Source organism: Micromonospora sp. NPDC005203 (assembly GCF_042872705.1).
Lineage (GTDB): Bacteria > Actinomycetota > Actinomycetes > Mycobacteriales > Micromonosporaceae > Micromonospora.
Genome location: NZ_JBIAKV010000001.1, coordinates 1,001,302 through 1,024,253, shown reverse-complemented (window position 1 = coordinate 1,024,253; position 22,952 = coordinate 1,001,302). Strand labels below are relative to the sequence as shown.

General features: G+C 70.0%; 19 protein-coding genes. 6 read left to right on the top strand and 13 right to left on the bottom strand.

The annotated features are described in order from the left end of the window. Positions 1 to 11: 11 nt before the first annotated feature. Positions 12 to 1,367, bottom strand: a complete 1,356-nt coding sequence (locus tag ACFYPM_RS04925) for an MFS transporter (RefSeq protein WP_387191482.1) — start codon at positions 1,365 to 1,367, stop codon at positions 12 to 14. Position 1,368: 1 nt separating this feature from the next. Between ACFYPM_RS04925 and ACFYPM_RS04920 the strand changes: the two genes are divergently transcribed. Next, the gene (locus ACFYPM_RS04920; RefSeq protein WP_387191297.1) at positions 1,369 to 2,373 is read left to right on the top strand and encodes a GlxA family transcriptional regulator; all 1,005 of its coding nucleotides are present in this window, start codon (positions 1,369 to 1,371) and stop codon (positions 2,371 to 2,373) included. Positions 2,374 to 2,520: 147 nt separating this feature from the next. On the opposite strand, the gene ACFYPM_RS04915 is transcribed toward ACFYPM_RS04920, so the two are convergent. The 8 genes from ACFYPM_RS04915 to ACFYPM_RS04880 all read right to left on the bottom strand — a co-directional run bounded on the left by ACFYPM_RS04915 (position 2,521) and on the right by ACFYPM_RS04880 (position 11,059). After that, a complete protein-coding gene (locus ACFYPM_RS04915) occupies positions 2,521 to 2,985 on the bottom strand; it encodes a hypothetical protein (protein WP_387191295.1) in 465 nt (154 codons plus the stop codon). Positions 2,986 to 3,013: 28 nt separating this feature from the next. Next, positions 3,014 to 4,966, bottom strand: coding sequence for a VWA domain-containing protein (locus ACFYPM_RS04910; protein WP_387191293.1), 1,953 nt, complete (start codon positions 4,964 to 4,966; stop codon positions 3,014 to 3,016). A gap of 2 nt (positions 4,967 to 4,968) precedes the next feature. Next, positions 4,969 to 6,429 carry a sigma 54-interacting transcriptional regulator gene (locus ACFYPM_RS04905; protein ID WP_387191291.1) on the bottom strand — a complete coding sequence of 487 codons (1,461 nt, stop codon included), beginning with the start codon at positions 6,427 to 6,429 and terminating at the stop codon, positions 4,969 to 4,971. A gap of 56 nt (positions 6,430 to 6,485) precedes the next feature. After that, entirely contained in the window at positions 6,486 to 7,553 is a 1,068-nt protein-coding gene (locus ACFYPM_RS04900) for a hypothetical protein (RefSeq protein WP_387191289.1), read from the bottom strand. A gap of 76 nt (positions 7,554 to 7,629) precedes the next feature. Continuing rightward, positions 7,630 to 8,280, bottom strand: a complete 651-nt coding sequence (locus tag ACFYPM_RS04895; protein ID WP_387191287.1) for a response regulator transcription factor — start codon at positions 8,278 to 8,280, stop codon at positions 7,630 to 7,632. Continuing rightward, a complete protein-coding gene (locus ACFYPM_RS04890) occupies positions 8,277 to 9,521 on the bottom strand; it encodes a histidine kinase (RefSeq protein WP_387191285.1) in 1,245 nt (414 codons plus the stop codon). The genes ACFYPM_RS04895 and ACFYPM_RS04890 overlap by 4 nt, the downstream gene beginning before the upstream one ends. Positions 9,522 to 9,575: 54 nt before the next feature. Beyond that, on the bottom strand, positions 9,576 to 10,082 hold the full coding sequence (locus ACFYPM_RS04885) for a hemerythrin domain-containing protein (RefSeq protein ID WP_124854064.1): 507 nt from the start codon (positions 10,080 to 10,082) through the stop codon (positions 9,576 to 9,578). Next, positions 10,079 to 11,059, bottom strand: coding sequence for an aldo/keto reductase (locus ACFYPM_RS04880; protein ID WP_387191283.1), 981 nt, complete (start codon positions 11,057 to 11,059; stop codon positions 10,079 to 10,081). The genes ACFYPM_RS04885 and ACFYPM_RS04880 overlap by 4 nt, the downstream gene beginning before the upstream one ends. A gap of 70 nt (positions 11,060 to 11,129) precedes the next feature. Here ACFYPM_RS04880 and mgrA point away from each other — a divergent pair, with 70 nt between their 5' ends. After that, entirely contained in the window at positions 11,130 to 12,125 is a 996-nt protein-coding gene (gene mgrA / locus ACFYPM_RS04875; protein ID WP_387191281.1) for an L-glyceraldehyde 3-phosphate reductase, read from the top strand. A 57-nt stretch (positions 12,126 to 12,182) separates the two neighbouring features. On the opposite strand, the gene ACFYPM_RS04870 is transcribed toward mgrA, so the two are convergent. Beyond that, positions 12,183 to 12,542 (bottom strand): SdpI family protein, encoded by a 360-nt coding sequence (locus ACFYPM_RS04870; RefSeq protein ID WP_387191279.1) that lies wholly within the window; start codon positions 12,540 to 12,542, stop codon positions 12,183 to 12,185. Between the two features lie 110 nt (positions 12,543 to 12,652). Here ACFYPM_RS04870 and ACFYPM_RS04865 point away from each other — a divergent pair, with 110 nt between their 5' ends. The 4 genes from ACFYPM_RS04865 (at position 12,653) to ACFYPM_RS04850 (ending at position 15,620) form a co-directional block, all read left to right on the top strand. Further along, the gene (locus ACFYPM_RS04865) at positions 12,653 to 12,775 is read left to right on the top strand and encodes a 50S ribosomal protein L36 (protein WP_030490864.1); all 123 of its coding nucleotides are present in this window, start codon (positions 12,653 to 12,655) and stop codon (positions 12,773 to 12,775) included. 276 nt (positions 12,776 to 13,051) lie between these two features. Next, the gene (locus ACFYPM_RS04860) at positions 13,052 to 13,444 is read left to right on the top strand and encodes a hypothetical protein (protein ID WP_387191277.1); all 393 of its coding nucleotides are present in this window, start codon (positions 13,052 to 13,054) and stop codon (positions 13,442 to 13,444) included. Then, positions 13,441 to 14,178, top strand: coding sequence for a DUF2637 domain-containing protein (locus ACFYPM_RS04855; protein ID WP_387191275.1), 738 nt, complete (start codon positions 13,441 to 13,443; stop codon positions 14,176 to 14,178). Before ACFYPM_RS04860 ends, ACFYPM_RS04855 begins: the two co-directional genes overlap by 4 nt. Before the next feature lie 158 nt (positions 14,179 to 14,336). Then, the gene (locus ACFYPM_RS04850) at positions 14,337 to 15,620 is read left to right on the top strand and encodes a hypothetical protein (RefSeq protein ID WP_387191273.1); all 1,284 of its coding nucleotides are present in this window, start codon (positions 14,337 to 14,339) and stop codon (positions 15,618 to 15,620) included. 75 nt (positions 15,621 to 15,695) lie between these two features. Here ACFYPM_RS04850 and ACFYPM_RS04845 read toward each other — a convergent pair whose 3' ends face one another. The 3 genes from ACFYPM_RS04845 to ACFYPM_RS04835 all read right to left on the bottom strand — a co-directional run bounded on the left by ACFYPM_RS04845 (position 15,696) and on the right by ACFYPM_RS04835 (position 22,630). After that, entirely contained in the window at positions 15,696 to 17,537 is a 1,842-nt protein-coding gene (locus ACFYPM_RS04845; protein ID WP_387191272.1) for a hypothetical protein, read from the bottom strand. Positions 17,538 to 17,741: 204 nt separating this feature from the next. Beyond that, entirely contained in the window at positions 17,742 to 18,578 is an 837-nt protein-coding gene (locus ACFYPM_RS04840) for a hypothetical protein (protein ID WP_387191270.1), read from the bottom strand. Then, positions 18,575 to 22,630: an AAA domain-containing protein gene (locus tag ACFYPM_RS04835; protein ID WP_387191268.1), complete on the bottom strand. Its 4,056-nt coding sequence runs from the start codon at positions 22,628 to 22,630 to the stop codon at positions 18,575 to 18,577. The genes ACFYPM_RS04840 and ACFYPM_RS04835 overlap by 4 nt, the downstream gene beginning before the upstream one ends. Positions 22,631 to 22,952 lie beyond the last annotated feature (322 nt).

The following is a 22,952-nucleotide window of genomic DNA, read 5'->3' as shown; positions in this document are numbered from 1 at the left end:
CGCAGGGCAGCTCAGCCCCGGAAGCTCCACGCCTTCGGTGCGGTCGCGGCGGCCAGCACGGCCGCCGGCACCGGCCGGCCCGGCCTGCGGCGCAGCAGCAACGACAGCCCGGCGGCGCCGATCGACAGGGCACCCGCCACGTACCAGGCCATCGCGTAGTCACCGAGTTGGTCCCGCAGCAGCCCCGCACCGGTCGCGGCGACCGCCGCGCCGAACTGGTGGGCGGCGAACACCCAGCCGAACACCACCGCCCCGGCGCCGCCGAAGTACTCCCGGCACAGCGCCACGGTCGGCGGCACGGTCGCCACCCAGTCCAGGCCGTAGAAGATGATGAACACCAGCATGCTCGGTTCGGCGGTGCCGGCGAACAGGCTCGGCAGGATCAGCAGGGACGCCCCGCGCAGCGCGTAGTACATGCCGAGCAGCAATCGGCTGTCCACCCGGTCGGTGAGCCAGCCGGAGGCGATGGTCCCGACGATGTCGAAGAGCCCGACCAGGGCGAGCAACCCGGCCGCGGTGGTCTGGGGCATGCCGTGGTCGTGCGCGGCGGGCACGAAGTGCGTACCGACGAGGCCGTTGGTGGTCGCGCCGCAGATCGCGAACCCGCCGGCCAACAGCCAGAACGGGCGGGTCCGGGCCGCCGTCGCGAGCGCGCCCAGCGCCCGGGACGCCGCACCGCCGGTCGCCGGCGGCGCCGCGACGACCTCGGTCGCCCCGTAGGCGGGCAGCCCGAGATCCGCCGGGTGCTCACGCAGCAACCACACCACCAGGGGTACGACCGCCAGCGCGGCTCCGGCCACGACGAGAGCGGCAGTACGCCAGCCGTGGTCGCGGACCAGGATGGCGATCAGTGGCAGGAACACGAGCTGTCCGGCCGCCCCACCGGCGGTCAGCACTCCGGTGACGAGACCTCGTCGGTGCACGAACCAGCGCCCGGTGATGGTGGCCACGAACGCCAGCGCCATCGACCCGGTGCCCAGCCCGACCAACACACCCCAGCAGAGCAGCAACTGCCAGCTGGCGCTCATGAAGACCGTCAACCCACTGCCCGCGGCGACCAGCAGCAGGGCAACCGAGACCACCCGGCGGATGCCGAAGCGGTCCATCAGGGCGGCGGCGAACGGCGCGGTGAGCCCGTAGAGCAGCAGGTTCACCGACACGGCGGCGGAGATGGTGGCCAGTGGCCAGCCGAACTCCTCGTGCAGCGGGTGCAGCAGCACCGACGGGGTGGCTCGGAAGCCGGCTGCGCCGACCAGCGCCACGAAGGCGACGGCGGCGACCAGCCAGGCGGGATGCAGACGGCGGTTCTTGGTCACGCGACCAGTCTGGGCGGGGCCACGCACCGCGACGAGTGGCCGGAAAGCCATCATGCGCAATAATCGGGCCATGACGCCTCGCCCGCACCGGATCGCCGTACTCGCCCTGGACCAGGTGGTCGGCCTGGACCTCGGCACCCCGTCGCAGGTCTTCAGCACCGCCCGGACGGCCGAGGACACGCACCTGTACGACGTGCGGGTGTGCACCCCGGGCGGGCGACCGGTCCGCAGCACGGCCGGTTTCCAGGTGCTCCCCGACCACGGTCTGGAGTTGCTCGACACCGCCGACACCGTGATCGTCCCCGGCATCCACGCCGGCACCGCGTTGACCGCGGGCACCGTCGAGTCGGCGGCGGCCGAGGCGCTCCGGGCGGCGTACCAGCGGGGCGCCCGGATCATGTCGATCTGCACCGGGGCGTTCGTGCTGGCCGCCGCCGGGCTGCTCGACGGTCGTCGGGCGACCACCCACTGGGCGTACACGGAGCAGTTCCGTCACCTGCACGGCGAGGTGGACCTCGACCCGGGCGTGCTCTTCATCGTCGACGATCGGGTGCTCACCTCGGCCGGAGTCGCCGCCGGCATCGACCTCTGCCTGCACGTGATCCGCCTCGACCACGGCAGCGAGGTGGCCAACCGGGCGGCCCGCCGCTGCGTGATGCCACCGTGGCGGGACGGCGGCCAGGCGCAGTACATCGAGCGGCCGGTGCCGAAGGTCACCGACTCCAGCACCGCGGGCGCCCGGGAGTGGGCGCGGCAGCGGCTGCACGAGCCGATCGCCCTGCGGGACCTGGCCGAGCAGGCGCGGATGAGTGTGCGTACCTTCACCCGGCGCTTCCGCTCGGAGACCGGCCTGAGCCCCGCGCAGTGGCTGCTGCAACAGCGCACCGACCACGCGCGACTGCTGCTGGAGACGACCGACCTCACCGTCGACCAGATCGCGCACCGCACGGGTTTCGGCAGCACCGCCGCCCTGCGCCAGCAACTCCACCAGCGCGTCGGCGTGGCGCCCTCCACCTACCGCCGCACCTTCCATCCCCGCCCAGCCCTAACCCCGTAACCGCGAGGGCAGGGTGGGCGGTGGCGCCCACCCCCGCGATCTTGCACTTTCTGTCGCCCACTTGCCCCTTTATGCGCTTTTTGTCGAGGCAGAAAGTGCAAGATCGGCGGAGAGGTTGGGCGGGGCGGGGCGGGCGGGGGGCGTCGGTTAGGCGCGCAGGACGTGCAGTTGGGCCTGGTGTTTGGGCAGGTGGACCCTTGTGTGCAGGTCGAGGGTGCGAGACCAGGGCAGTGACTCGTCCACGATGAGGTCGAAGCCCTCGCGCAGGTGGGTCTCGACCGGGGTCTCCGCCGCCAGGCCGAGCCGGTCGACGAGCCCGCACAGCCGGTCGCTGGTGCCGTGCAGCAGAGCGGTCAGCCCTCGCAGACCGCCCTGCTCGGCGGCCAACGCGTCGAGCTGCGGACGGTGCATGTCGTCCTCCAACTCGTAGTAGGCGAACGGCGACCCGGCCAACAGCGCCTCGGTGGCCTGGATCATCAGCTCGTCGTTGGCGACCAGATGCGCGACGATCTGCTCGGCGCTGAGCTGACCCTCCGGAGCCGTCCCGAACTCCCCCGCGTCAAGCTCGACGAACACCCCGTCATAGGCCCGCCGCAGCCCTGCACTCTCCATCCCCCCAGTCAACCTGCCCGCAGGGACGTTAGCGGCGGGATTGGCGGGAGCGGAGGTAGTCGCTGACCACGTACTCGCCGAGGTCATCGGTGTCGGGGGTGAACACGCGGCCACGGCTGCGGCGGGCCACCGCGTCGACGAAGCGCCGCAGGCCCAGGTCGTCGCCGAGCATGAACAGGTTGAGCGTGGCACCGTAGCGGCTCAGCCGATCCACCTCACGGACCGTCGCCTCGATCGTCTCCGGCAGCGGCGGCCAGTGGAACAACGCCTCCCCGTCGTCCGGGTCCAGGTGGGCGGTCGGCTCGCCGTCGGTGACCACCAGGACCACCGGCTCGGCGTCCGGGTGCCGGCGCAGGTGCCGACCGGCCAGCCGCAGTGCGTGCTGGAGATTGGTGCCCTGCTCCCCGTCCGGCTCGACGGCGGCCAACTCCTGCTGGGTCAGCGTCATCGCCTCCCGGCCGAAGCCCACGATCTGCAGGGCGTCCTGTGGGAAACGCGTCTCCATGAGGTGCGCCAGCGCCAGCGCCGTCTGCTTCATCGGCCCCCAACGACCCTGCGAGATCATCGAGTACGACAGGTCGACGCAGAGCACCACCGCCGCCGAGGCCCGCCGCTCGGTCTCCACCACCTCGAAGTCGTCCACCGCGAGTTGCACCGGAACCGTCGGCCCGGCCCGGCGGACCGCCCGGGTCAGCGTCCGGACCACGTCCAGTGGCTGCTCGTCGCCGTACTCCCAGGGCCTGGACCCACCGCTGACCTCGCCGGCGGCCCCCGCCGAGCGCAGGTCGTGCTGCCCGCGCGGCCCGGCGGTCAGATCGGAGAAGACCCGTCGCAGCGCGGTCCCACCGAGCCGGCGCAGCGCCTTCGGGCTCAGCGTGAGCCCCTCCGCGTCCCGGCTCACCCAGCCCTGCCGACGAAGCTCCCGCTCCAGATCCCGCAGCCGGCGCACGTCGTCGGCCGCCTCCCGGCCCAGCGTGCGGGCGACCGCGTCGACGTCCACGTCGTCAAGCGTCGCCCCCGGGTGTTCCTGGTCGAGCTGGTCCAGCAGGTCGTCCAGCTCGCCGATCTCACCCAGCGCACCCGCCGCGTCGGCGTAGTCCAGCGGCTGATCGCCCCGGACCCGCTCACCGCGCCCCCAGCGCAGATCCGGGCGCAGCGTTCGCAGGTTGGCGTCCAGCGCGGACAACTCCCCCGCGAGGCGGTCGCCGAGCGACTGCTGCATCAGGCCGGCCAACTCGGCGCGCTGCCGGTCGGAGAGCGAGTTCATCAGCCGCTGGCCGGCCGCCGAGCGGCGGGCCAGCACGTCGATCAGCTCGTCGACCGTCTCCGGCTGCTCCGGGAAGAAGTCGCCGTGTCGGCGCATGAACTCGGCGAACGCGTCGGTGGTGTCCTCCGCGCGGCCGTGCCGTTCCAGCAGGTCGTTCAGGTCGCTCATCATTGCGGCCAGCCGCTGCTGGGCGGCCGGGTCGGCGGACGCCCGCACCGCGTCGCGCAACCCGGCGAAACGCTGACCGAGCACGTCGTCCCGGAGCTGGTCGAGGATCTGCTGGTACGACCGGCGGGCGTCCTCGCTGGCCCACTGGTAGCCGGACAGCTCCTCCACCGCCCGCGCGGTCGAGCGGGGCAGATTGTCCAGCACCGACTCGGCGAACCGCGCGCCGTCGTCGTCGCGGCCGCGCAGCTCGTCCCGCTCTGCGGCGAGGGCCTGGTCGAGTAGTGCCTGTGCCCTGGTCACCGCGCCGTCCAGGTCGCCTCGGCGCAGCGCCTCCCGGCGGAGCCGCCGGGCGCGGGCGGCCAGGTCGTCCAGCCCGCCCCGCCCCTGCGGGCCACGGCGCAGCAAGTCCCGCAGCGCCTCCCGCAGGCTGCCGCCGGCCAGCACCTCGGCGCCGACCTGGTCGACAGCTTCGCGTACGTCGTACGGGGGGGCCAGCGGGTCGGGCCCGCCGGTCCACTGCCCGTACCGGAACCGGTTGCCGGCCATGGTCAGCCCCGACCGCCGTAGACGGTGCGCCCCGAGTCGGTGACGTCCTTGCCCAGCCGGCGGGTCAGATGCAGCCCTTCGAGCACGAACTCGACGGCGGCGGCGGCCTCCTCCGGGGTGGGCGCGTCGCCCAGGCCGAGCCGGTCGAGAACCTTCGCCAGTCCGGGTACGGTGCCGACCTGGCGCAGCAGCTCCGTCGCGCTGACCAGCTCGCCGGTCTCGATCGCCGCGCCGTCCTCGACAAGTGCCGTGAACCCGGACAGGTCCAGCCCGGCCAGGTGCGCCCGGAACGTCTCGGCGGTCGCGGTCCGCAGCAGGTGGGCGAGGATCTCGATCTCCCGCCCCTCCTCGCCGGACTCGAACTCCACCTTGCCGCGCAGCGTGCTGGTCACCGAGACGGCGTCGCCGACCCGGGCCACCGCCGCCTCGGGGCGGTCCTGCGGGGTGCCGGTCGCGGCGAGCAGGCCGGCGCGGCGCAGCGCGGCACCGGCGACCGTCTCGGCGGCGGCGATGGCGAACCGGGCGGAGACACCCGAGCGCGGATCCACCGACGGTGACTCCCGGACCGCGCGGGCGAAGCGGGCCAGCACCTCCAGGACGTGCTCCGGCACGGCGGCGACCAGGTCGGCCTCCTGCCGGATCAACGCCAGCTCCAACTCCAGGTCGAGCGGGTAGTGGGTACGGATCTCCGCGCCGAACCGGTCCTTCAGCGGAGTGATGATCCGGCCCCGGTTGGTGTAGTCGTCCGGGTTGGCGCTGGCCACCAGGAGCAGGTCCAGCGGCAGTCGCAGCTGGTAGCCACGGACCTGGATGTCCCGTTCCTCCAGGACGTTGAGCAGGGCCACCTGGATGCGCTCGGCCAGGTCGGGCAGCTCGTTGACGGCGAAGATGCCCCGGTTGGTGCGCGGCACCAGCCCGAAGTGGATGGTCTCCGGGTCGCCGAGAGTGCGGCCCTGGGCGATCCGGATCGGGTCGACGTCACCGATCAGGTCGCCGACGCTGGTGTCCGGGGTGGCCAACTTCTCGCCGTACCGCATCGAGCGGTGCAGCCAGCCGATCGGCAGGTCGTCGCCCGTCTCGGCGACCTGGGCGCGGGACGCGGGGGTGAGCGGGTGCATCGGGTGCTCGTTGAGCACCGAGCCCACGATGACCGGGGTCCACTCGTCGAGCAGCGCGCCGAGCGAGCGGATCAGTCGGGTCTTGCCCTGGCCGCGCTCACCGAGCAGCACCATGTCGTGCCCGGCGAGCAGCGCCCGCTCGACCTCGGGCAGCACGCTGTCGTCATAGCCGACGATGCCGGGAAAGCGGGCCTCGCCGGAGCGCATCCGGGCGAGAAGGTTGTCGCGGAGTTCCTGCTTGACGGTGCGGTACTGGTGACCGGCCGCCCGCAGCGCGCCGAGCGTGCCGGGCAGGTCGGCCGGTGGAACCGGGATTACCGGGTTAGGCGCAGTCACCCGACCCACGCTAGCTCACTTTCCCAGGGGCGCCCCGGGCATCAGGGGCACCCCCACTCCCACCCTCAACCCCGACCGCAGCGCCGGCAGGCTCCGCGGCGGCGCATGTGGTACGCGTAGGTGGCCGCGCCGAGCGCCACGCCCCACAGCGGCCAGAGTCGCGCCGGGCCCCCGGCCACGTCGATCTCCTGCCAGAACTCGGGTTGACCGAGCAGCCCCAGGCTGGCCGCGGTCACCGCGATGGCGACCAGGGTGGCCGGCACCACGGCCAGCTTCACCGGCACCCGACGGCCGGCGAGCCCGATCATCCAGCGCGGAAACCGCTCGCCCCAGCCCTGCACCAGCCCGAGGGTGAGGATCGCGCCGACGGTGGCGAACGCGCCCAGCCCGAGCCCGGCCCAGACCAGCCCGGTGTCCTGCATCTTGGTCAGGAACTCCCGGGAGATGCCCAGCGGGATGCCGACCGCCCAGGCGAACCGGGTCACCGCGTACGTCAGCGGGATGACCACGGCGATGCCGGTGGCCCACCGGCCCCAGCGCGCGGCGGCGGCCGGGGTGGTCCACCCCCGGCCGGTGTCACCGCGACCGCAGCCGACGCACGCCGCCGCGGTGCGGCGCTGCCAGGTGAGCACCGCCCCGGCCAGCAGCAGCCCGCCGACCAACGCGGCGAACCGGACGAACAGTGCCCAGGTGAAGACGTCGGAGTAGTCCACCGGCGGCCACCCGAACGGCGCCCCGATGATCAGGATCGGCAGGTACCCGAGGATGGTCAACACACGCGTGTCCGGGACCACCAGGGCGAGGAGGACCGCCACGGCCCAGCCGTAACCGAGGAGCAACGCCCGCAGCGGGCCGGGCGGCCGGCCGGCCGACCGGGTCATGGCCAGCGCGACCACGGCCGCGCTCAGGAGCACACCGGCGAAGAGCGAGGTGGCCAGCTCAACCGGCACCAGGTGCAGCAGGTTGTCGTCACCGCCGCGCGGTTCGTTCGCGCCGAGCGGATAGCCGGCGCCGGTGAGCACGCTGATCAGGGCGAGTACGCCCCACAGGCCCAGCCAACCGGCGGCCAGTGGGGCGAACCGGTCGGGCCAGCGGGAGTCGGATCGGGGCGGCGAGGCGGTGATCGTCGTCATACGCACAGCCTCGACCGATGTCCGGCCGGTTCCCTCCCGGCCGGCGGTGAAGCCGCTACCCCGCCGGAGGGGTCGATCAGCCGGACGGGGTGACGAAGCCGGACTCGTAGGCGGCGATGACCGCCTGGGTGCGGTCGCGGGCGCCCAGCTTGGCCAGCACGTTGCCGACGTGCGTCTTGACCGTCTCCACCCCGACCACCAGGTGGGCGGCGATCTCCGGGTTGGACCGGCCGGTGGTCATCAACCGCAGCACCTCGGCCTCCCGCTCGGTGAGTCGGGCGGCGCGCAGCTGGTCGCCGCCGGCCGGCCCGTACGCTCCGACGAGCTGACGGATCGCCGCCGGAAAGAGCAGTGACTCCCCCGCCGCGACGACCCGGACGGCCTCCACCACCTCGGCGGGCCGGGCCCGTTTGAGCAGGAAGCCGGACGCGCCCGCGCGCAGCGCCTCGTAGACGTACTCGTCGTTGGCGAACGTGGTGACCACCAGCACCCGGGGCGGGTTGGCGGAGGTGGCCATCAGGTGTCGGGTGGCCTGGATGCCGTCGATGCTGGGCATCCGCACATCCATCAGCACCACGTCCGGCCGGTGCCGGGCGACCAGTGGCGGCACCTCGGCGCCGTCGGCGGCCTCGGCGAGCACCCGCAGGTCGGGCTGCGCGTCGAGAATGGCGCGCAGCCCCACCCGGATCAACTCGTCGTCGTCGACGATCAGCACCCCGGTGGTCATGTCGCCTCCTCGTAGGGCAGACGGGCCCGGATCAGCCAACGGTCGCCGTCCGGCCCCACGGTGATCCCGCCGCCGAGCAGCAGCACCCGCTCCCGCATGCCGTCCAGGCCCCGACCGCCGCGCCCCGGATGCGCCCGGTCGGGGCGGCGCACCTCGTTGACCAGCTCCAACTCCAGTACCCCCGGGTGCAGGTCCAGCCGCAGCGTCACCGGCCCCGCGCCGTAGCGGGCGGCGTTGGTCAGGCCTTCCTGGACGATCCGGTAGCCCTCGCGGGAGACCGCCGCGGGCACCCGCGCCGGGTCGCCGACGCGGTGTGCGTGCACCGCCAGCCCGGTCGCGCGGGCGTCGGTGACCAACCTGTCCAGGTCGGCGAGGGTACGCTGCGGCGCCACCACGGGCCGGCCGGTGCCGGCCTCCCGGAGCAGCCCGAGCACATGGTCCAGCTCGTCCATCGCGGTCCGTCCGGTCTCCTCGATGGCGGTGAGCGCCCGCCGGACGAACTCCCGGTCGGTGTCGAGGACCTCGCGGGCCGCGCCGGCCTGGAGGGTGGCCACGGTCAGCGCGTGGCCGATCGAGTCGTGCAACTCCCGGGCCAGTCGGTTGCGTTCGGCGAGCCGGGTGGCCTGCGCCTCCAGGGCGGCGATCCGCTCCGCCTGCGCGGGGCCGAGCAGCACCGGCGCCATCAGACCGGCGAGCGCGCCGAGCCCGGCGACGGCGTAGCCGAGGCCGACCAGCAGCGCCACCCCGCTCACGGTCAGCCAGCCGCTGTCCCGCCCGTCCAGCGGCCCGAACTGCCCTCCGCTGGTCAACTCGGTGCCGACGCCGAACTGCTGGGCGATGAAGGCCAACGCCAACGGCAGGGCGCCGAACAGCGCGGTCATCACCAGCGCACCGACGATGAGGTGGGTGGTGATCCAGAGCGCGCTGCGCAGTCGGGTCTCCCGGTCGCCGCGATGCCCCAGCGCCGGCTCGGGCAGGTCGACGCCGAGCAATCTCCGTACGGCGGCGATCTCCAGGGCCCGGCTGCCGTCCAACAGCAGCGGCACCACGGCGATCAGCACCGCGATCACCAGCAGCGCGTACGTCAGTGAGCGGGGGATCGCCGAGTCGGCGAACAGTTCGACGAAGGTCACCACGAGCAGCCCGTACGGCAGCGCCAGCACGCCACCGAGCAGCAGGAACACGCCGCGTCGCCAGGTGGTGCCGGCGACCAGCGGGGCCAGCGCCGTTCGGGGGGTCACTCCGTCATTCTGCTGCCGGGGCCGGCTCGGCGACTCCCCCGCGCCGGGGAGATCTCAGCGGTGGTCGGCCACGTACTGCTGGGGGTCCTTGTCGCGGAACGGCAAATTGCGGCCGTTCTTGTGCTCGCCGTAGAAGGTCAGCCAGCGTTGGCCCAGTTCGGCGCGGAGTTCGGTGCTGGCGTGGCGGCGGAAGTCCGGCAGCGCCTCGTCCTCCTCCTCGGCGAGGTGCTCGCTGTTCTCCCGGCGGGCCGTGCCGACCGCCTCCCACCACTGGTCCGAGCCGACCGGGTGCAGTTTCGCCTCGGCGACGGCGTCGCGGATCTTGTTGTGGTCGCCGATCGCGTCGGCGGTCTCGTCCTCGCCGTCGTCGCCGTGCTTGACCAGGTGCGGGTAGAGGATCGCCTCCTCCGCCTCGGCGTGGATGTCCAGGTGCAGGGCGAGGGCGTCCCAGATGGCGAGCATCTCCTGCTCGTCGCGGGCGTCGTCGAGGCGGGCGAAGCCGCGCCGGAAGGCGGCGTGGTCGTCCAGGATCAGTGCGGTGATGTCGTCCACTGTGCTCACTTTCCGGTGGTGTTGGCGAACCGGGCACGCAGCATCGCCGGCATCGCGGCGAGTCCGGTCACCGGGCGGAAGCGTTTCGCGGCCTCGGCCAGCGCCGCGTACTCGTCGTCGGCGAGGTCGATGTCCGCGGCGGCGGCGTTGCGTTCCATCTGCTCGACTCCGGACGCGCCGGGGATGGCGAGCACGTTCGGGTGGCGCAGCAGGTAGGCCAGCGCGATCTGGCTGGGGGTGGCGTCGTGGGCGTCGGCCACCTGGCGCAGGGTGTCGATCAGGACCGCGCCGCGTTCCAGGTTCTCCGGCAGGAAGTACGGGTTGGCCCGCCGCACCGCGCCGCTCGGCGGATTCTTCGCGTCGTAGCGGCCGGAGAGGAAGCCCTGCGCCAGCGGGCTGTACGCGATGACCACCCGCCCGGCCTGCCGCGCGTACGGCAGCAGGTCCTGTTCGGGGGCGCGGTCCAGCATGCTGTAGCGGACCTGGTTGCTGAGCACCCGCCGGCCGAGCGCCGCCTCGGCGACCTGCCAGCGGCGCAGCCCGTAGTTGCTCACGCCGACCTCGCCGACCAGCCCGACGTCCTGCAAGGTCCGCAAGCCGCGCATCGTGGTGTGGTCGGCGACCAGCGGGTTGGGCTGGTGCACCTGGTAGAGGTCGATGCGGGTGACGCCGAGCCGGGCCGCCGAGGCGACCGCCCGTTGCTGCACCACCGCCGCCACCGGCAGGACCGGCAGGATCTTGCTGGCGATCACCACCCTGGGCCGGTCGTCGCCCAGCGCGGCGCCGAGGATCCGTTCGCTGCGCCCGAAGCCGTAGATCTCCGCGGTGTCGAAGACGGTCACGCCCAACTCGACGGCCCGCTGGACGATCTGCGCGGCCCGCTTCTCGAAGTCCGGGCCGTAGCCCCATTCCCGGGAGCCGAACTGCCAGGTGCCCAACCCGATCCTGGACAGCGGTTTGGGGGTGTCGAGGGCAATGAAACGCATGGCGTCGAAACTACCCCGCTGTCCTGATTCGCACGCGTGATCCGGGGTACCGCAGGCCGGGGCTAGGCTCATGATCGTGACCTACCTCGCCGCGGATGACCGCTACGACACCATGACCTACCGGCGCAGCGGACGCAGTGGCCTGCGGCTGCCCGCCGTCTCCCTCGGGCTCTGGCACAACTTCGGTCCGGACCGTCCGTTCGAACGGCAGCGCGACATCGTCCGGCGCGCCTTCGACCTGGGGGTCACCCACTTCGACCTGGCGAACAACTACGGGCCACCGCCCGGTTCGGCGGAGGAGAACTTCGGCCGGCTGCTCGCCACCGACCTGAGGGCCCACCGGGACGAGCTGGTCATCTCCAGCAAGGCCGGCTACCTCATGTGGCCCGGCCCGTACGGCGAGTGGGGCTCGCGCAAGAACCTGATCTCGTCGCTGGACCAGTCGTTGGGCCGGATGGGGCTGGACTACGTCGACATCTTCTACTCGCACCGATTCGACCCGGACACCCCGCTCGAAGAGACGATGGGCGCGCTGGATGCCGCCGTCCGCTCCGGCAAGGCGCTCTACGTGGGCATCTCGAACTACAACTCCGAGCAGACGGCACGGGCCGCCGCGATCCTGCGCGACCTGGGCACACCGCTGCTGATCAACCAGCCGTCGTACTCGATGCTCAACCGCTGGTCCGAGTCCGACGGCCTGCTCGACACGCTGGAGCAGGTCGGGGCGGGTTGCATCGCGTACAGTCCGCTGGCCCAGGGCCTGCTGACCGACCGTTATCTGGGCGGCATCCCGGACGACTCGCGGGTGCGCACGAGTGTCTTCCTCAACGAGAGCGACCTCAGCGAGGAGAAGATGGCCACCATCCGCGGGCTCGGCGCGGTCGCCGAGCGGCGCGGTCAGTCCCTCGCTCAGCTCGCGCTCGCCTGGGCGCTGCGTGATCCACGGATGACCAGCCTGATCATCGGGGCGAGCAGCGTCGGACAGTTGGCGACGAACATCGCCGCGCTGGACAACCTCGACTTCACCGCCGAGGAGCTGGCCGAGATCGACGGTCTGCTGCGCTGACCCGCGTGGGCGGGCCGGGTCAGCAGATCCGGCCCCGCCCGACGCGGTTGGCCGCGGTCACCGTGTCCCGTCGAGGGCGGCCGCGGCGCGATCGGCGAGATAGCCCAGGTAGGCCAGGTAGGGCACGACGAGCAGGGCGAGCACCAGCACGGCAGCGATCACCGGCGGGTCACCGTAGGCGGCCCCGAGCAGGATCGGCAGTGGGGAGGCGACCGCCAGCAGGATGCCCATGCGTCGCAGGGGCCGGGCGACCCGTTGGTGCGCCGCGTGCCAGTGCTTGGCCGAGCGCGTCGTCGCCGGGGTCCGCACACCGGGGCTGCGGTTTCTGTTCACCGTGGGTCGCAGCGCGACCCCGGAGGTGAACACCAGGAGCCAACCGAGGAACCCGTAGACCACTGTCACAAACGCCCCGGCCAACACTCCGGCACCTCCCCACCCATCGCTGAGGGTCATTCTAGGTGGCGGGGAATCCCCAGGGTGGGCGCGGCGTTTCGATACTCGGAACCGCTGGAACCAAGGAGGCAGACATGAAGGTACGTAGCTCGTTGCGTGCGCTGAAGCAGAAGCCGGGTTCGGTGGTGGTCCGCCGTCGTGGCCGGGTGGTCGTGGTGAACCGCGCGAACCCGCAGTGGAAGAGCCGCCAGGGCTGATAACCCCCTTATCGGACATAGTGCAGTGCACGCCCCGACCGGGTCACTCCCGGTCGGGGCGTTTTGCCGTTCGCAGATGGCCCCACGACGGACGCTGGGCCATCGGCGGGCGGACGGGGGCGACAAGAAGCGGCCCGGTTGATGATCATCAACCGGGCCGCTTCCCGACGTTCGCAAGGTGGGCCGGAGGTACCACCATGCGAACCACATCGCCACGATCGCCGGTAATCCGCTGCCGCTGACTTTGCCCAGCTCACGGGCACCGGGCGGTGCCCGATGAACCCGACCCGCCCGTCCAAACCGCCGATGCGGTTCACCGATGCGGAAAAGATCAACCCGTTCCAGCTCCTTGTCGATCTTCATGACCATGCCGTCGCTCGGACGCCGGAATCCGGACGCGTTGCCGCACTGACGGAGCTGGCGTTGTCCGCTGCGGTGGTGTCCTGGTGGACTCGCTGGCAACCCTCTATGATCCACGCCGCCCTGCAGGCGGGCGCGGACCTGACGGACATCGCGAAAGCGACCGGTCTCGACGCGGGCGAAGTCGTCGACCGGTGGCGGCGATGGGTCGATGTCCAGACGCGTCTGGACATCGGCGGATGTCCGTCCGTGGACCCCGTCGAGGTTCACGCCATCGAGCGACGGCTCGAGCCGGGGGTGGTTCAATGACGCCGACCCGGCTTGCCCGAGACGTGAGCACGGTGGCGGTGGCCGGAATTGCCGCCTGGTCGTCATGGAGTCACATGGTCGCCCTGGCGTTGAGATTCGGTGAGCGTCCCGAGGTCGCCTACGTACTTCCGCCGTCGGTCGACGGGATGCTGGTCGTCGCGTCGGCGGCCATGGTCGAGGACAAACGCGTCGGCCGGAGAGTGCGCTGGTCGGCCCGGACGGCTTTCGCGGTCGGGGTGGCGGCCAGCGTGGCGGCGAACATCGCCGCCGCCGAGCCGAGCCTCGGCGCGCGGATCGTGGCGGCGTGGCCAGCGGTGGCGTTGCTGCTGGTCGTAGAGATGCTGACGAGATCGCAACCGGCCCCACACAACGACCATCGAACGTCAGACGACGCCCGCCCGAAGCAACCACCGGGCTTCGACGCTACGTCTGCGCTGCCACCGCAGTCGCGCCCGTCGGACTTCGCGACCGAGGCGAAGCAAGCTCAGCAGGCTAGGGGCGCCGACGGTCCGGCGACGAGCCAGGTGTCGGTGCCCCTCCTGCGAACCGGGCGACGCAAGCGGATGACGGGACGCGCTGAGCGGACGGCAGACGTTGTGGCCCGGCTGCGTGCCGAGCGTCCCCAGGCCAGCCTGGCGGAGTTGGCTTTGGCCGCAGGCGTGTCCGAACGTCATGTCCGACGCCTTGTGACGGAAGAGCTTGTGGACGGACAGCCGGCAAAGAGTTCACCTTGACGTGCTGATGACCTTGGAGCGGCCTCCCAAAGTTCCGGTTCGCCCCTCTCCGGCCTTACGAAATACGGCTTCGGGCTGCAACGGTCGGGACACGAAGAGTGGACCAAAGTCGCTACACTTCCCGGCTGTACCCAACGGCGACGGGGAGACGTGACGCGGTGCGCAAAGCAAATTTGGGCGTGTTCGGCGTAAGTCTGGGCGTCCTTGCCGCCACCATCGGCTGCGGAACCGCACCGGAGGCGCAACAGCCACCAGCCCAAGCGACCGCCAGCGCACCGAGCGAGCGGCCGACCTTCGACCCGCCGCGCACCTTCGACACGACTGATGCCATATCGCTACCTGACAGCGCTTCGCTGTCGAAGATCAACCTGGGGGGACAACGCGTCGAGCCGCTACCAGTGCTACTCGAAGGGAAGCGCGTCTGGATCTCATCAGTGGACCGGTTGGAAATCGTTGACGTCACCTCCGGCACGGTCACCGGCACGCTGCGACCCGCGCACGAGCCTGCGCTGTCGCCGTCGACGCAGAACCCGTTCGTCGGCGGCAACCCCGCCCAACCGCCGGTGCTGGCCGACCTCGGTGCGCAGCGCCGTGTGGTGACGGCTTTCGCCACTACCGCGCCCGGTCAAGGCACGACACCGCCGCGCCCGGTTATCGAAGTCCTCGCCGCTGATGCCGGCACCGGGCATGAGGCTCAACGCATCGAGATCGAGCCCAGTGACGACGACCAGCACACGTTGACCCGGAAGCACCCGGTCGTCGTCGGCGCGCACGGCCCCGTGGTCGTCGCCCAGGTCGGCACCGACACAGTCGCCGTGAACCTTGATGATCGACGCGAGGTCTGGCGCCGTCCGGACTTCAACCTCGGTGCCATCGCTAGCGATGTGGCGGTCGGTACCGACGCCAAGAGTGCAGTGGCACGTGCGCTCGCCATCGACAGCGGTGCCGAGCGCTGGCATACCGAGCCGGCAGAGACGATCGCCATCAAGCCGGGCAGCCCGAAAATCGTGACCGCGACCGGAGCGTTGCAAGGCCGCAAGCAGTTCTTCCGCCTTCTCGACGCCGCCACCGGCCGCCTCCTCGACGAGTCAAAGGCCACCAGCAGCACCGCCTACAACATCACCTGCCTACACGACGGCGGCAGCGTCACCATCTGCCAGAACCAACGCCAGGACTGGGCAGGCGCCTTCGACGACAGCGGGAAGTGGCTCTGGGAACTACCCGACAAGAAGGCAAACCGCATCGCCCCCACCGTCACGACCGCCTGGCACGGAGCCGTCTACGGCCGCACGGCGAACGGCTCCGTCATCCTCGACGGCCGCACCGGCGAGGACCGGGAAACCGCTCCCGGCCTCACGCCGTGGCTCGTCAACGAACACGCCGCAGTCGCCAGCCCACCGGATGCCAGCGGCGGGGTGAAGCTCTACCGCGCCACCAGTTGACAGGTGTACGACCCGAGCCAGCAGTGGATGCTCCAGCCCTCCATGTCGTGTCCAGCAATTAGCCTTCGCGTGCCGTCAGTTCGTCTGTCCGGTCGGAAGGTGCCGGCCGATGTAACCGACATAGACCCGGCCGCTCTGCGCCGTGTCGTCGTAGTAGTGCATTCGCGGGCTGATCATGGCGAACTGGACGATCTTGAAATGGGCTCCCATGAAGGCCTGTCCAACCGGAACGACGGAGGTTGGCACGGGCAGAACGCGCCGACTCCGGAACGTTGGGTTGGTTCGCACCTCCTCGCTTTCATCGCGGGCGTGCCGTCGCGTCGGCCATTCGTGGCAGCCATCAGGGGTGTGTTCAAGGAAGCCGTGCACGTCGCGGCCCCAGCGCCCGTCCGCCTTAGCCACTGCGTAGTCATGAAGCACCAACAACGCGTCCCACGTCTTCGAAGCCCAGGCTCCCAGGGGGTCGTTGCTGTCGAGATCCTCAGCGTGGTCAGGATCGCCGGTGAACACGACGTGCTTGAGCTTCGGTAGCCAACGGAGCAACTCGCCGAAGCTACCCGGCCGAGAGACATCCTCATCCGCCGGCTGCGCCGTCCAGGCCACCTGAGCTTGCCCCATCGAGGCCAGCCGATGGCGCAGCGTTCGTACGGTCTCCTCGGACCGGGTCAGAAGGTCGACCGCGTCGCGGTTCTCGATCTGCTCGTCATCCAGCTGCCATTTGACGTCGTGATGCGCCTTCTGTGTCTCGTCGAGCTCCGCCTGGAGCTGCGCGAGTCGGGATGCGATGTCTTCCTGTGCCTCCTGCGACGACCGGCCGACCTCGATCAAACGCACGATCTCGTCGATTCGGTCGACGGTCAGATCATCGATGCCGACCTTGATCTTTAGGTAGTCAAGCAACATGCCTTGCTGCGCGTTGACGTCATCTTGGGGACGATCACTCTCGCGCGTCTCGACTGCCGTCGCCCGGGGCTGAGACGGAACGAGCGAACGCCGCTTCGAGCCGACATCCCCGAGCCGGTGCACCAACATGTCGTCGGCGATGCGTTCCAGCATCCGGTGTACCCGCGCCACAGTTGCGGGTAGCGGCTGTTCGAGAGCCTGAAGTTGGGCGTTGGAGGCGAGTACCCGCGCGAGGCGGGGCTGTTCGCTGTCGTCGGTGATCCGTTCGGCGCTCAGGACCCGGTGCCGCAGCCCATCGACGACGGAGTCCGGTTGAACCTGAGAGCGAAAGGTCCGAAGTCGGCCGGGCACTACGGCGTGGGCCTGGCCGAGCCGGGCGTTGAGCAACTGTGTGGCCTCCCCGTCCAGCACGTAGCACGAGGCCATACCGATGGTGAACCGGGTCAGGTTGGCGATCCGGTTCGTCCATGGGACTGAAGGCAGCGAGTCGTCGTTGCCGGCGACGAAGACGACACCTCGTCGCTCGGTGTCCATGAGCGCTCGGTGGACCTCGTCGACTTCGTCGCCGCGGATGACGATTGGTCTGGTCGTGAGGCGTGCGACACCGTCCCAGGCATCGATGATTTCGAGCATGGGGGCGAGAAAGCGGGGGGTGCCGGCGCGGCGACGGCTGCGTCGGTCCTCGCTGTCGGGGTCGGGGGATTCGATGTCGACCCAGGCCCACGCCGCACGCTCTCTTGCGTTGGGCGTATGTACGGTCAGCTGGGTGATCCACTGCCCGTCCGGCGTCGTCTCGACGATCCGTACGCGCGTTGAGGCCGATCCATCCTGCCCCTCGTGCTGTAGCAGGAGGGCCCTGACGTTGTCGCCGATGGTCGCCCACCGATCCTCATGAAGCGCAGACGGATCCCAGCCCTTGGGGTCCGTGATCCAACGATCGAGTTGTTCCCGAACCAGTGGCTGCAGATGGTTACGTTCGCGGTGGGTCGTGAACACAGACCTGAAACCGAGCATTGTGCCGTCCTAAGGGGTTACAGGCGAGAGGGCTCCGCCGTACGCGTCGTCGCACTCGCTCGATGCGGCCCCGCTGACCTCCGCCTGCCGCTCCAGCACCTGGTCTTGGTTCGAAACTGGAGTAGCAGCGGCGGTGTCGAGGTCGGCATCTGGACAAGGAGAGGTCTATCCGCTTGCTTGCTGGTCACCGAGATGAGCTTTTGATCATGGTGCGGATTCCAGGTCGTTGAGAAGCGCGTGTACAGGAGCCCAGCACATCCGCACTGTGTCCAGGTCGGGCACGAGCCCGTAGTCGATCTGGTGACGGGGGTGGACGAAGTTGCGGTAGTCCCGGACCTTCTCCATGAAGTCCTTGGCGTCGGTCTGGACCCAATCCTTCCGATGCGCGTACTCGAGGAGCAGGTGAAGGCCCGCTCGTTCGGCCCGAACCCGTCGGCCGTTACGGTCGACCAGGCCGTTCCTTCGCACGGTCTCGTCGCGGTCGGTTACCACGACGTGCAGCAGCCCTTCGACGAAGCTGCCGATGCCGATGATCGCCAGCGCGTAGGCCCCGTTGTTCTGGCAGATCGACGCTTCGTCGGCGCGCGCCATAAGGACGTCGACCGCCTTGCTGTTCCCGGTTAGTCGTCGCACCCGCTCATGGAGATCTGGCGGCGGTCCGTACAGGGGAACGTCGCTGCTCTGGCTGAGCTGCCCGAGCACGGGACGCCCGCCGATGTAGGTGATGGTGAGCTGTTCGGGGGCCAGGATCCGGTTCAGCTCCTGCGCGATCGGTTCGGCGGCCTCGACGCCGCCGTCGTACTCCAGAGGATCACCGCTGCGACAGAGCAGCCGGTCGAGGGCGGCGGCATCGTCGGCATGGGAACTGAGTACTTCTGTCAGCCAGGGGATCCGCGGAGAGCCGTCGTACTGCGGATCGCCAGGCCACCGAACTCGGTGCAGGAACCGCTCGATCTGCGTACCGGTCCGCTCGTACGGACCATCGACGTCGCAGATCAGACGAGCGACGCGTTCCAGAGTGAGCGGGTCGAGGGCAATCATCGGGACACCTCCCGGTCGGCGCGCTGCTGCGCGATGTCGAGTGCTTCGGTCAGGCGCTGGAGGATGATTGAGCCCCGCTTGCGGAAGCCAAGTTCGCTCATGGCCTCTTGGAGGCGCTCATCCCGATCACGCTGAAGCTGGTCGCTCACCAGCCAGGTGCAGATCTGTACCAGCTGTTCCCGCGTGTATTCGGTGATCCGCAGACCGATCGGCACGTCGGGGCGTGGGCCACGGCGGGTCGCCGGCGGCGGCGGCTGAGTGGGCCGGCGTGCCGGCGGTGCAGGGTGGCTCCTCGCGGCGTGGTTGGCGCGGTCGACCGCCTGCTTCCAGCGGGCGATGAGTCGGGCTGTCTGGCCTGCCGGATCCACGTACCAGTCGGTCGACCAGATGCGGTGGAACTCCCACCCGAGGCGCTCGAGGTGTTGCTGGCGCAGCCGGTCCCGGTCCCGGGCGCTGTGTGCCTGGTGGTACGAGTGACCGTCGGTCTCCACGGCGAGGACCATGCGGCCGGGCTGGTCCGGGTGGGCGAGAGCCAGGTCGATGCGGTAGCCGGACACGCCCCACTGCGGCACGGCGTTGACGCCCTGCTGTTGGAGAGCCTTCAGCACGCTGCGTTCGAGGCCGTTTAGCTCGACCCCGGTGTGCTGTCGCGCGCCGAGATCGCCGCCTAGGTCAACGAACTCCAGGTAACGGCGGAGCAGTTCGGGCCCGCGATTCCGTGTCGCCGCGGTCTGGTTCGGGTCCATGTCGTGATGGGAGAAGGCGCTCACCACGGTCATCCGACTCCGCGCTCGGGTGACCGCGACGTTGAGGCGCCGCTCACCGCCCTCCTGGTTGAGCGGTCCGAAGCGCAGCGAAAGTCGACCGTCTCTGGTCTTGGCGTAGCCGATGCTCAGGATGATGGCGTCCCGCTCGTCGCCCTGGACGTTCTCGAGGCTCTTGATGAAGAACCGCTGGCTCGCGGCCCGGTCCTGGGAGAAGAAGTCGTCGAGGTGCTCGTGCTCGCGGCGTCGGCTGCGCAGGGTCGCCTCGATCCGCAGGGCGTGCTTTCGGCCCATGGTGATGACGCCGAGGCTCTCGTTAGGTCGCTGCTCGGCGTGCTCGAGAATCAGCTCAACCGCCCGGTTGACCTCTTCCGTTGATGAGCCGCTCTGCCCGGGGGCGACACGGCCGTCCACCGTCTCCAAGCGCAGCGGGCTGCCGACCTGCACGCCAGGGAACGTGACGAGGGACCGGTCGTAAATCTCGACGTTCGAGAACGCGATCAGACGCTCGTCTCGGCTGCGGTAGTGCCAGGTCAAGCGGTACCGGTCCGAGATCAGGCCGCCGAGGACGTCAAGAACGGACTCGTAATCCTCAAGGCTGTCGTCAACGAGATCATCGTCTTCGTCAGCCGGGCTCTGCTGAACGAGGCGCCGGAAGAACGACGTGGGTGGGAGCTGCTTCGGGTCGCCGGCCACGACGAGTTGGCTGCCCCGCATGATCGAGGCAACCGCGTCGTGCGGCTCGATCTGGCTCGCCTCGTCAAAGATCACCACGTCGAACGACCGCTCGGGCGGCAGGATGCGACTGACCACCAGTGGTGACATGGCCCAGCACGGGAACGCGGCGAGGAGCACCTCCGGTGCGCTGCTGAGCAGCTTCCGCAGAGGGAGGTGCCGGCTCTTCTTGGCCGCCTCCCGTCGGACAAGGCCGTTCTGGTCGGGATAGGCGTCTCGGGCCTTCCGCAGGTTCACTGCCACGTTGCGACGCACGTGCCGGGCGGCCATCTCGATATGTCGGCTGTCCACAGCGCGGAAGTCCTGGACCACCGCGGCATGCTGCTGCCCGACGAACTGACCGAGGTACGGAACCCGCATGCGCATCTCATCGAGGACCACCTGCAACCAGGAGCGCAACAGGGTGTCGGCTGCCTCGTCGCTCGAGACCTGCCTGGCGGCCAGGTCATCGAGCATGTGACTCAGCCCCAACGAGCGAAGCAGCTGCTGCTGCTTGTTCAGGTCGGGCATCAGGAACAACGTTTCGCGGTCGGCGTTCAACTCGGCGAGCGTGTTGGCCGCGGTGGTGGTGGGCCCACGCTCAAGGCCGTCGATCCGGGCACATGCCGCCACCGCAGCGAGGTGGTTACGCACTTGGGTGAAGGACGACATGCACAGGTCGGCACCTGCCAGAGCAGCGGGTGCGCTGTCCTGACGGCTGAGCCTCCGCCACCGCTCACGCTGATCCGCCGCGGCTACCAGGCCCTGATACATCTCGGATCGGCTCTTGGGCGGGGCCGGACAAAGCCGTCGCAGCTCGCGGCGCAGTTGAAACCGGCGGAAGATGCCGAGCGGCTCCGAGCGGCGCGGCCGGGATCGGCCTGGTGCTGTCACGTAGACGAAGTCGTCCAGATCCGGGCCGAAGACCTGCTCGCCGTAGCTGGCGATGGTGCGCTCGACCTCGCTGAGCAGGTCAAACAGGTCCCTCCATGCAGCGAGGTCGTCCGGCACGTCCAGCCCCGCCCGGTCGACCAAGTCCCGGATTTGGCGCTGTGCGCCCTGCAGGGCACCGGCCGCGAGCTCGTCGAGATGCACCAGCACCTTGCGGACATCGCCTGGGGTGCGGATGGCAGCCTTCGCCCACGGCGACTCCCCGCGCCAGATCCTCAGCCCGCCACGATCCACGAACGTCCGAAGGTCCTCCCGCGCGGACTCAAGCCTCGACCGGTCGAGGTTCCGCAGCTCCGATGCGCGCAGGTTGTAGCCGCTAACGTCGCCAGTCGGAAGCGCGAGGAGCTGCTCGATGACCTGAAAAGCGCTTACCCCCCAGGGCTGCCGAACTTCGTGCAGCTCGGCCGGGTGCCGTTTCGCTGCGGCCCGCCGGCTGTGCAGGCGGCGATGCAGTTCGTCGGTGTCGACCGGGGGTTCGGCACCCGCTTGGGTGAGGACGTCGGCGATGCGCCGGGCGACCTGCCGCTTATTGATCTTGCGGTCGTGCAGGTCGAACACCAGGTTGTCGAGCCCGACGTCGTCAAGGCGGTTCATCACCGCTTCAATCGCGGCCCGCTTCTCGGAGACGAAGAGCACGCTGCGCCCCATCGCGGCCATGTACGCGATGATGTTCGCAATCGTCTGACTCTTGCCCGTGCCGGGTGGACCCTCGATGACCACATGCCGGCCGGACAGCACCGCGTCGATCGCCGACTGCTGAGACGAGTCAGCGTCGTGGACCAGGAACTCCTTGGCCGGATCGATCCGATCGGCACTGGAGCTGGACCCCTGAGCTTGCTCAGTGCGCAGCTGTTGCCGAGCGTCGCGGTCGCCCGCCATTGCGCCGATCACCGGGTGCGATGCCAGCAGCTCGGCCGAGTTGCGCAGGTCCTCGACCATGGGCAGCTTGTCGAAGCTGAAGACGCCGGCAACCACCGCGGGCTCGAGCCGGAGAGACAGGCCGCTGGGAGCGACTGCCTCGGCGATCAGCTCGTAGGCGGCACTGAGCTGCTGGTCCGGGTCAGCGATCTCGGACAGCATCGCGCTCAGCTTCTCGCCGAGTGCGCTGATATCCGCCTCCACGCCGTACTGCCGCTCCAGCGCGTACAGAAGGACGGGATTGATCTCGGGTGACTCCGACAGCTCCAGCGTGAAGTCGTTCTCCGTCGCCGTCCTGCTGTCCAGCGCAAGCTGCTGCAGAATCAGCGGCGCCCGCAGCGGTTGCATCGGCACGGACCCCCGGGTGTACTGGCCGACCATGCAGAGCAGGCCGCGGCTCACCCAACCTGCCTGGATGCCCTGCTCCTCCTCCAGCTCGACCAGCTTCCGGCGGAGGCTGCGGGCAGTGTTGCAGGCGGTGTTGTGCCGGTCCTGGTCCGGGAACAGCGTCCGTAGGCGAACCTTCTGTCCTCGGAGCAGGTCGGCGACCACGCCGGAAGCCGCGTCAGCGAGATCGAGGGTGGTGGTCTGTCGCTCCTTGAAGTAGAGCAGCGTGTTGCGCGGGCCGAAGTCGATCAGTTGGTCTGCCCACCGGCCAGCGGCCTGTTGAACGAGGTGGAGTACATCCGGTTGGGTCAACAGCATCTCGTCTCCAAGTCAGTCGACGTACGCCAATGCTGATCCGCCGGGCCGTCGGCCCGAGGCAAAGCCCTCCAGGATAGGGCGCATAACACGTTCATCTATGCATCCGATTTCCGACACCCGACGTCATCGGAACGACCTCTCTCAGCAACCTTCACCTCCGCGCCCGGAGCACCGCTGTGCCTTGTCGGCTCATCGAGCAGGCCGAAATGTTGCAGCGCCGCGCGGCTTGACGCAGCTGAAGCCCAACTCGAACAGGTGTTACGTGGCGCGGAAGAGGCCGTAGCGCGCGATCCTCGCCGGGACTTGATCTTCGACGCATCGA

Coding starts and splice junctions, on each gene's coding strand:
- ACFYPM_RS04925 (WP_387191482.1), bottom strand. CDS start 1,367: ATGGCTTTCCGGCCACTCGTCGCGGTGCGTGGCCCCGCCCAGACTGGT.
- ACFYPM_RS04920 (WP_387191297.1), top strand. CDS start 1,369: ATGCGCAATAATCGGGCCATGACGCCTCGCCCGCACCGGATCGCCGTA.
- ACFYPM_RS04915 (WP_387191295.1), bottom strand. CDS start 2,985: ATGGAGAGTGCAGGGCTGCGGCGGGCCTATGACGGGGTGTTCGTCGAG.
- ACFYPM_RS04910 (WP_387191293.1), bottom strand. CDS start 4,966: ATGGCCGGCAACCGGTTCCGGTACGGGCAGTGGACCGGCGGGCCCGAC.
- ACFYPM_RS04900 (WP_387191289.1), bottom strand. CDS start 7,553: ATGACGACGATCACCGCCTCGCCGCCCCGATCCGACTCCCGCTGGCCC.
- ACFYPM_RS04895 (WP_387191287.1), bottom strand. CDS start 8,280: ATGACCACCGGGGTGCTGATCGTCGACGACGACGAGTTGATCCGGGTG.
- ACFYPM_RS04880 (WP_387191283.1), bottom strand. CDS start 11,059: ATGCGTTTCATTGCCCTCGACACCCCCAAACCGCTGTCCAGGATCGGG.
- mgrA (WP_387191281.1), top strand. CDS start 11,130: ATGATCGTGACCTACCTCGCCGCGGATGACCGCTACGACACCATGACC.
- ACFYPM_RS04865 (WP_030490864.1), top strand. CDS start 12,653: ATGAAGGTACGTAGCTCGTTGCGTGCGCTGAAGCAGAAGCCGGGTTCG.
- ACFYPM_RS04860 (WP_387191277.1), top strand. CDS start 13,052: ATGAACCCGACCCGCCCGTCCAAACCGCCGATGCGGTTCACCGATGCG.
- ACFYPM_RS04855 (WP_387191275.1), top strand. CDS start 13,441: ATGACGCCGACCCGGCTTGCCCGAGACGTGAGCACGGTGGCGGTGGCC.
- ACFYPM_RS04845 (WP_387191272.1), bottom strand. CDS start 17,537: ATGCTCGGTTTCAGGTCTGTGTTCACGACCCACCGCGAACGTAACCAT.
- ACFYPM_RS04840 (WP_387191270.1), bottom strand. CDS start 18,578: ATGATTGCCCTCGACCCGCTCACTCTGGAACGCGTCGCTCGTCTGATC.
- ACFYPM_RS04835 (WP_387191268.1), bottom strand. CDS start 22,630: ATGCTGTTGACCCAACCGGATGTACTCCACCTCGTTCAACAGGCCGCT.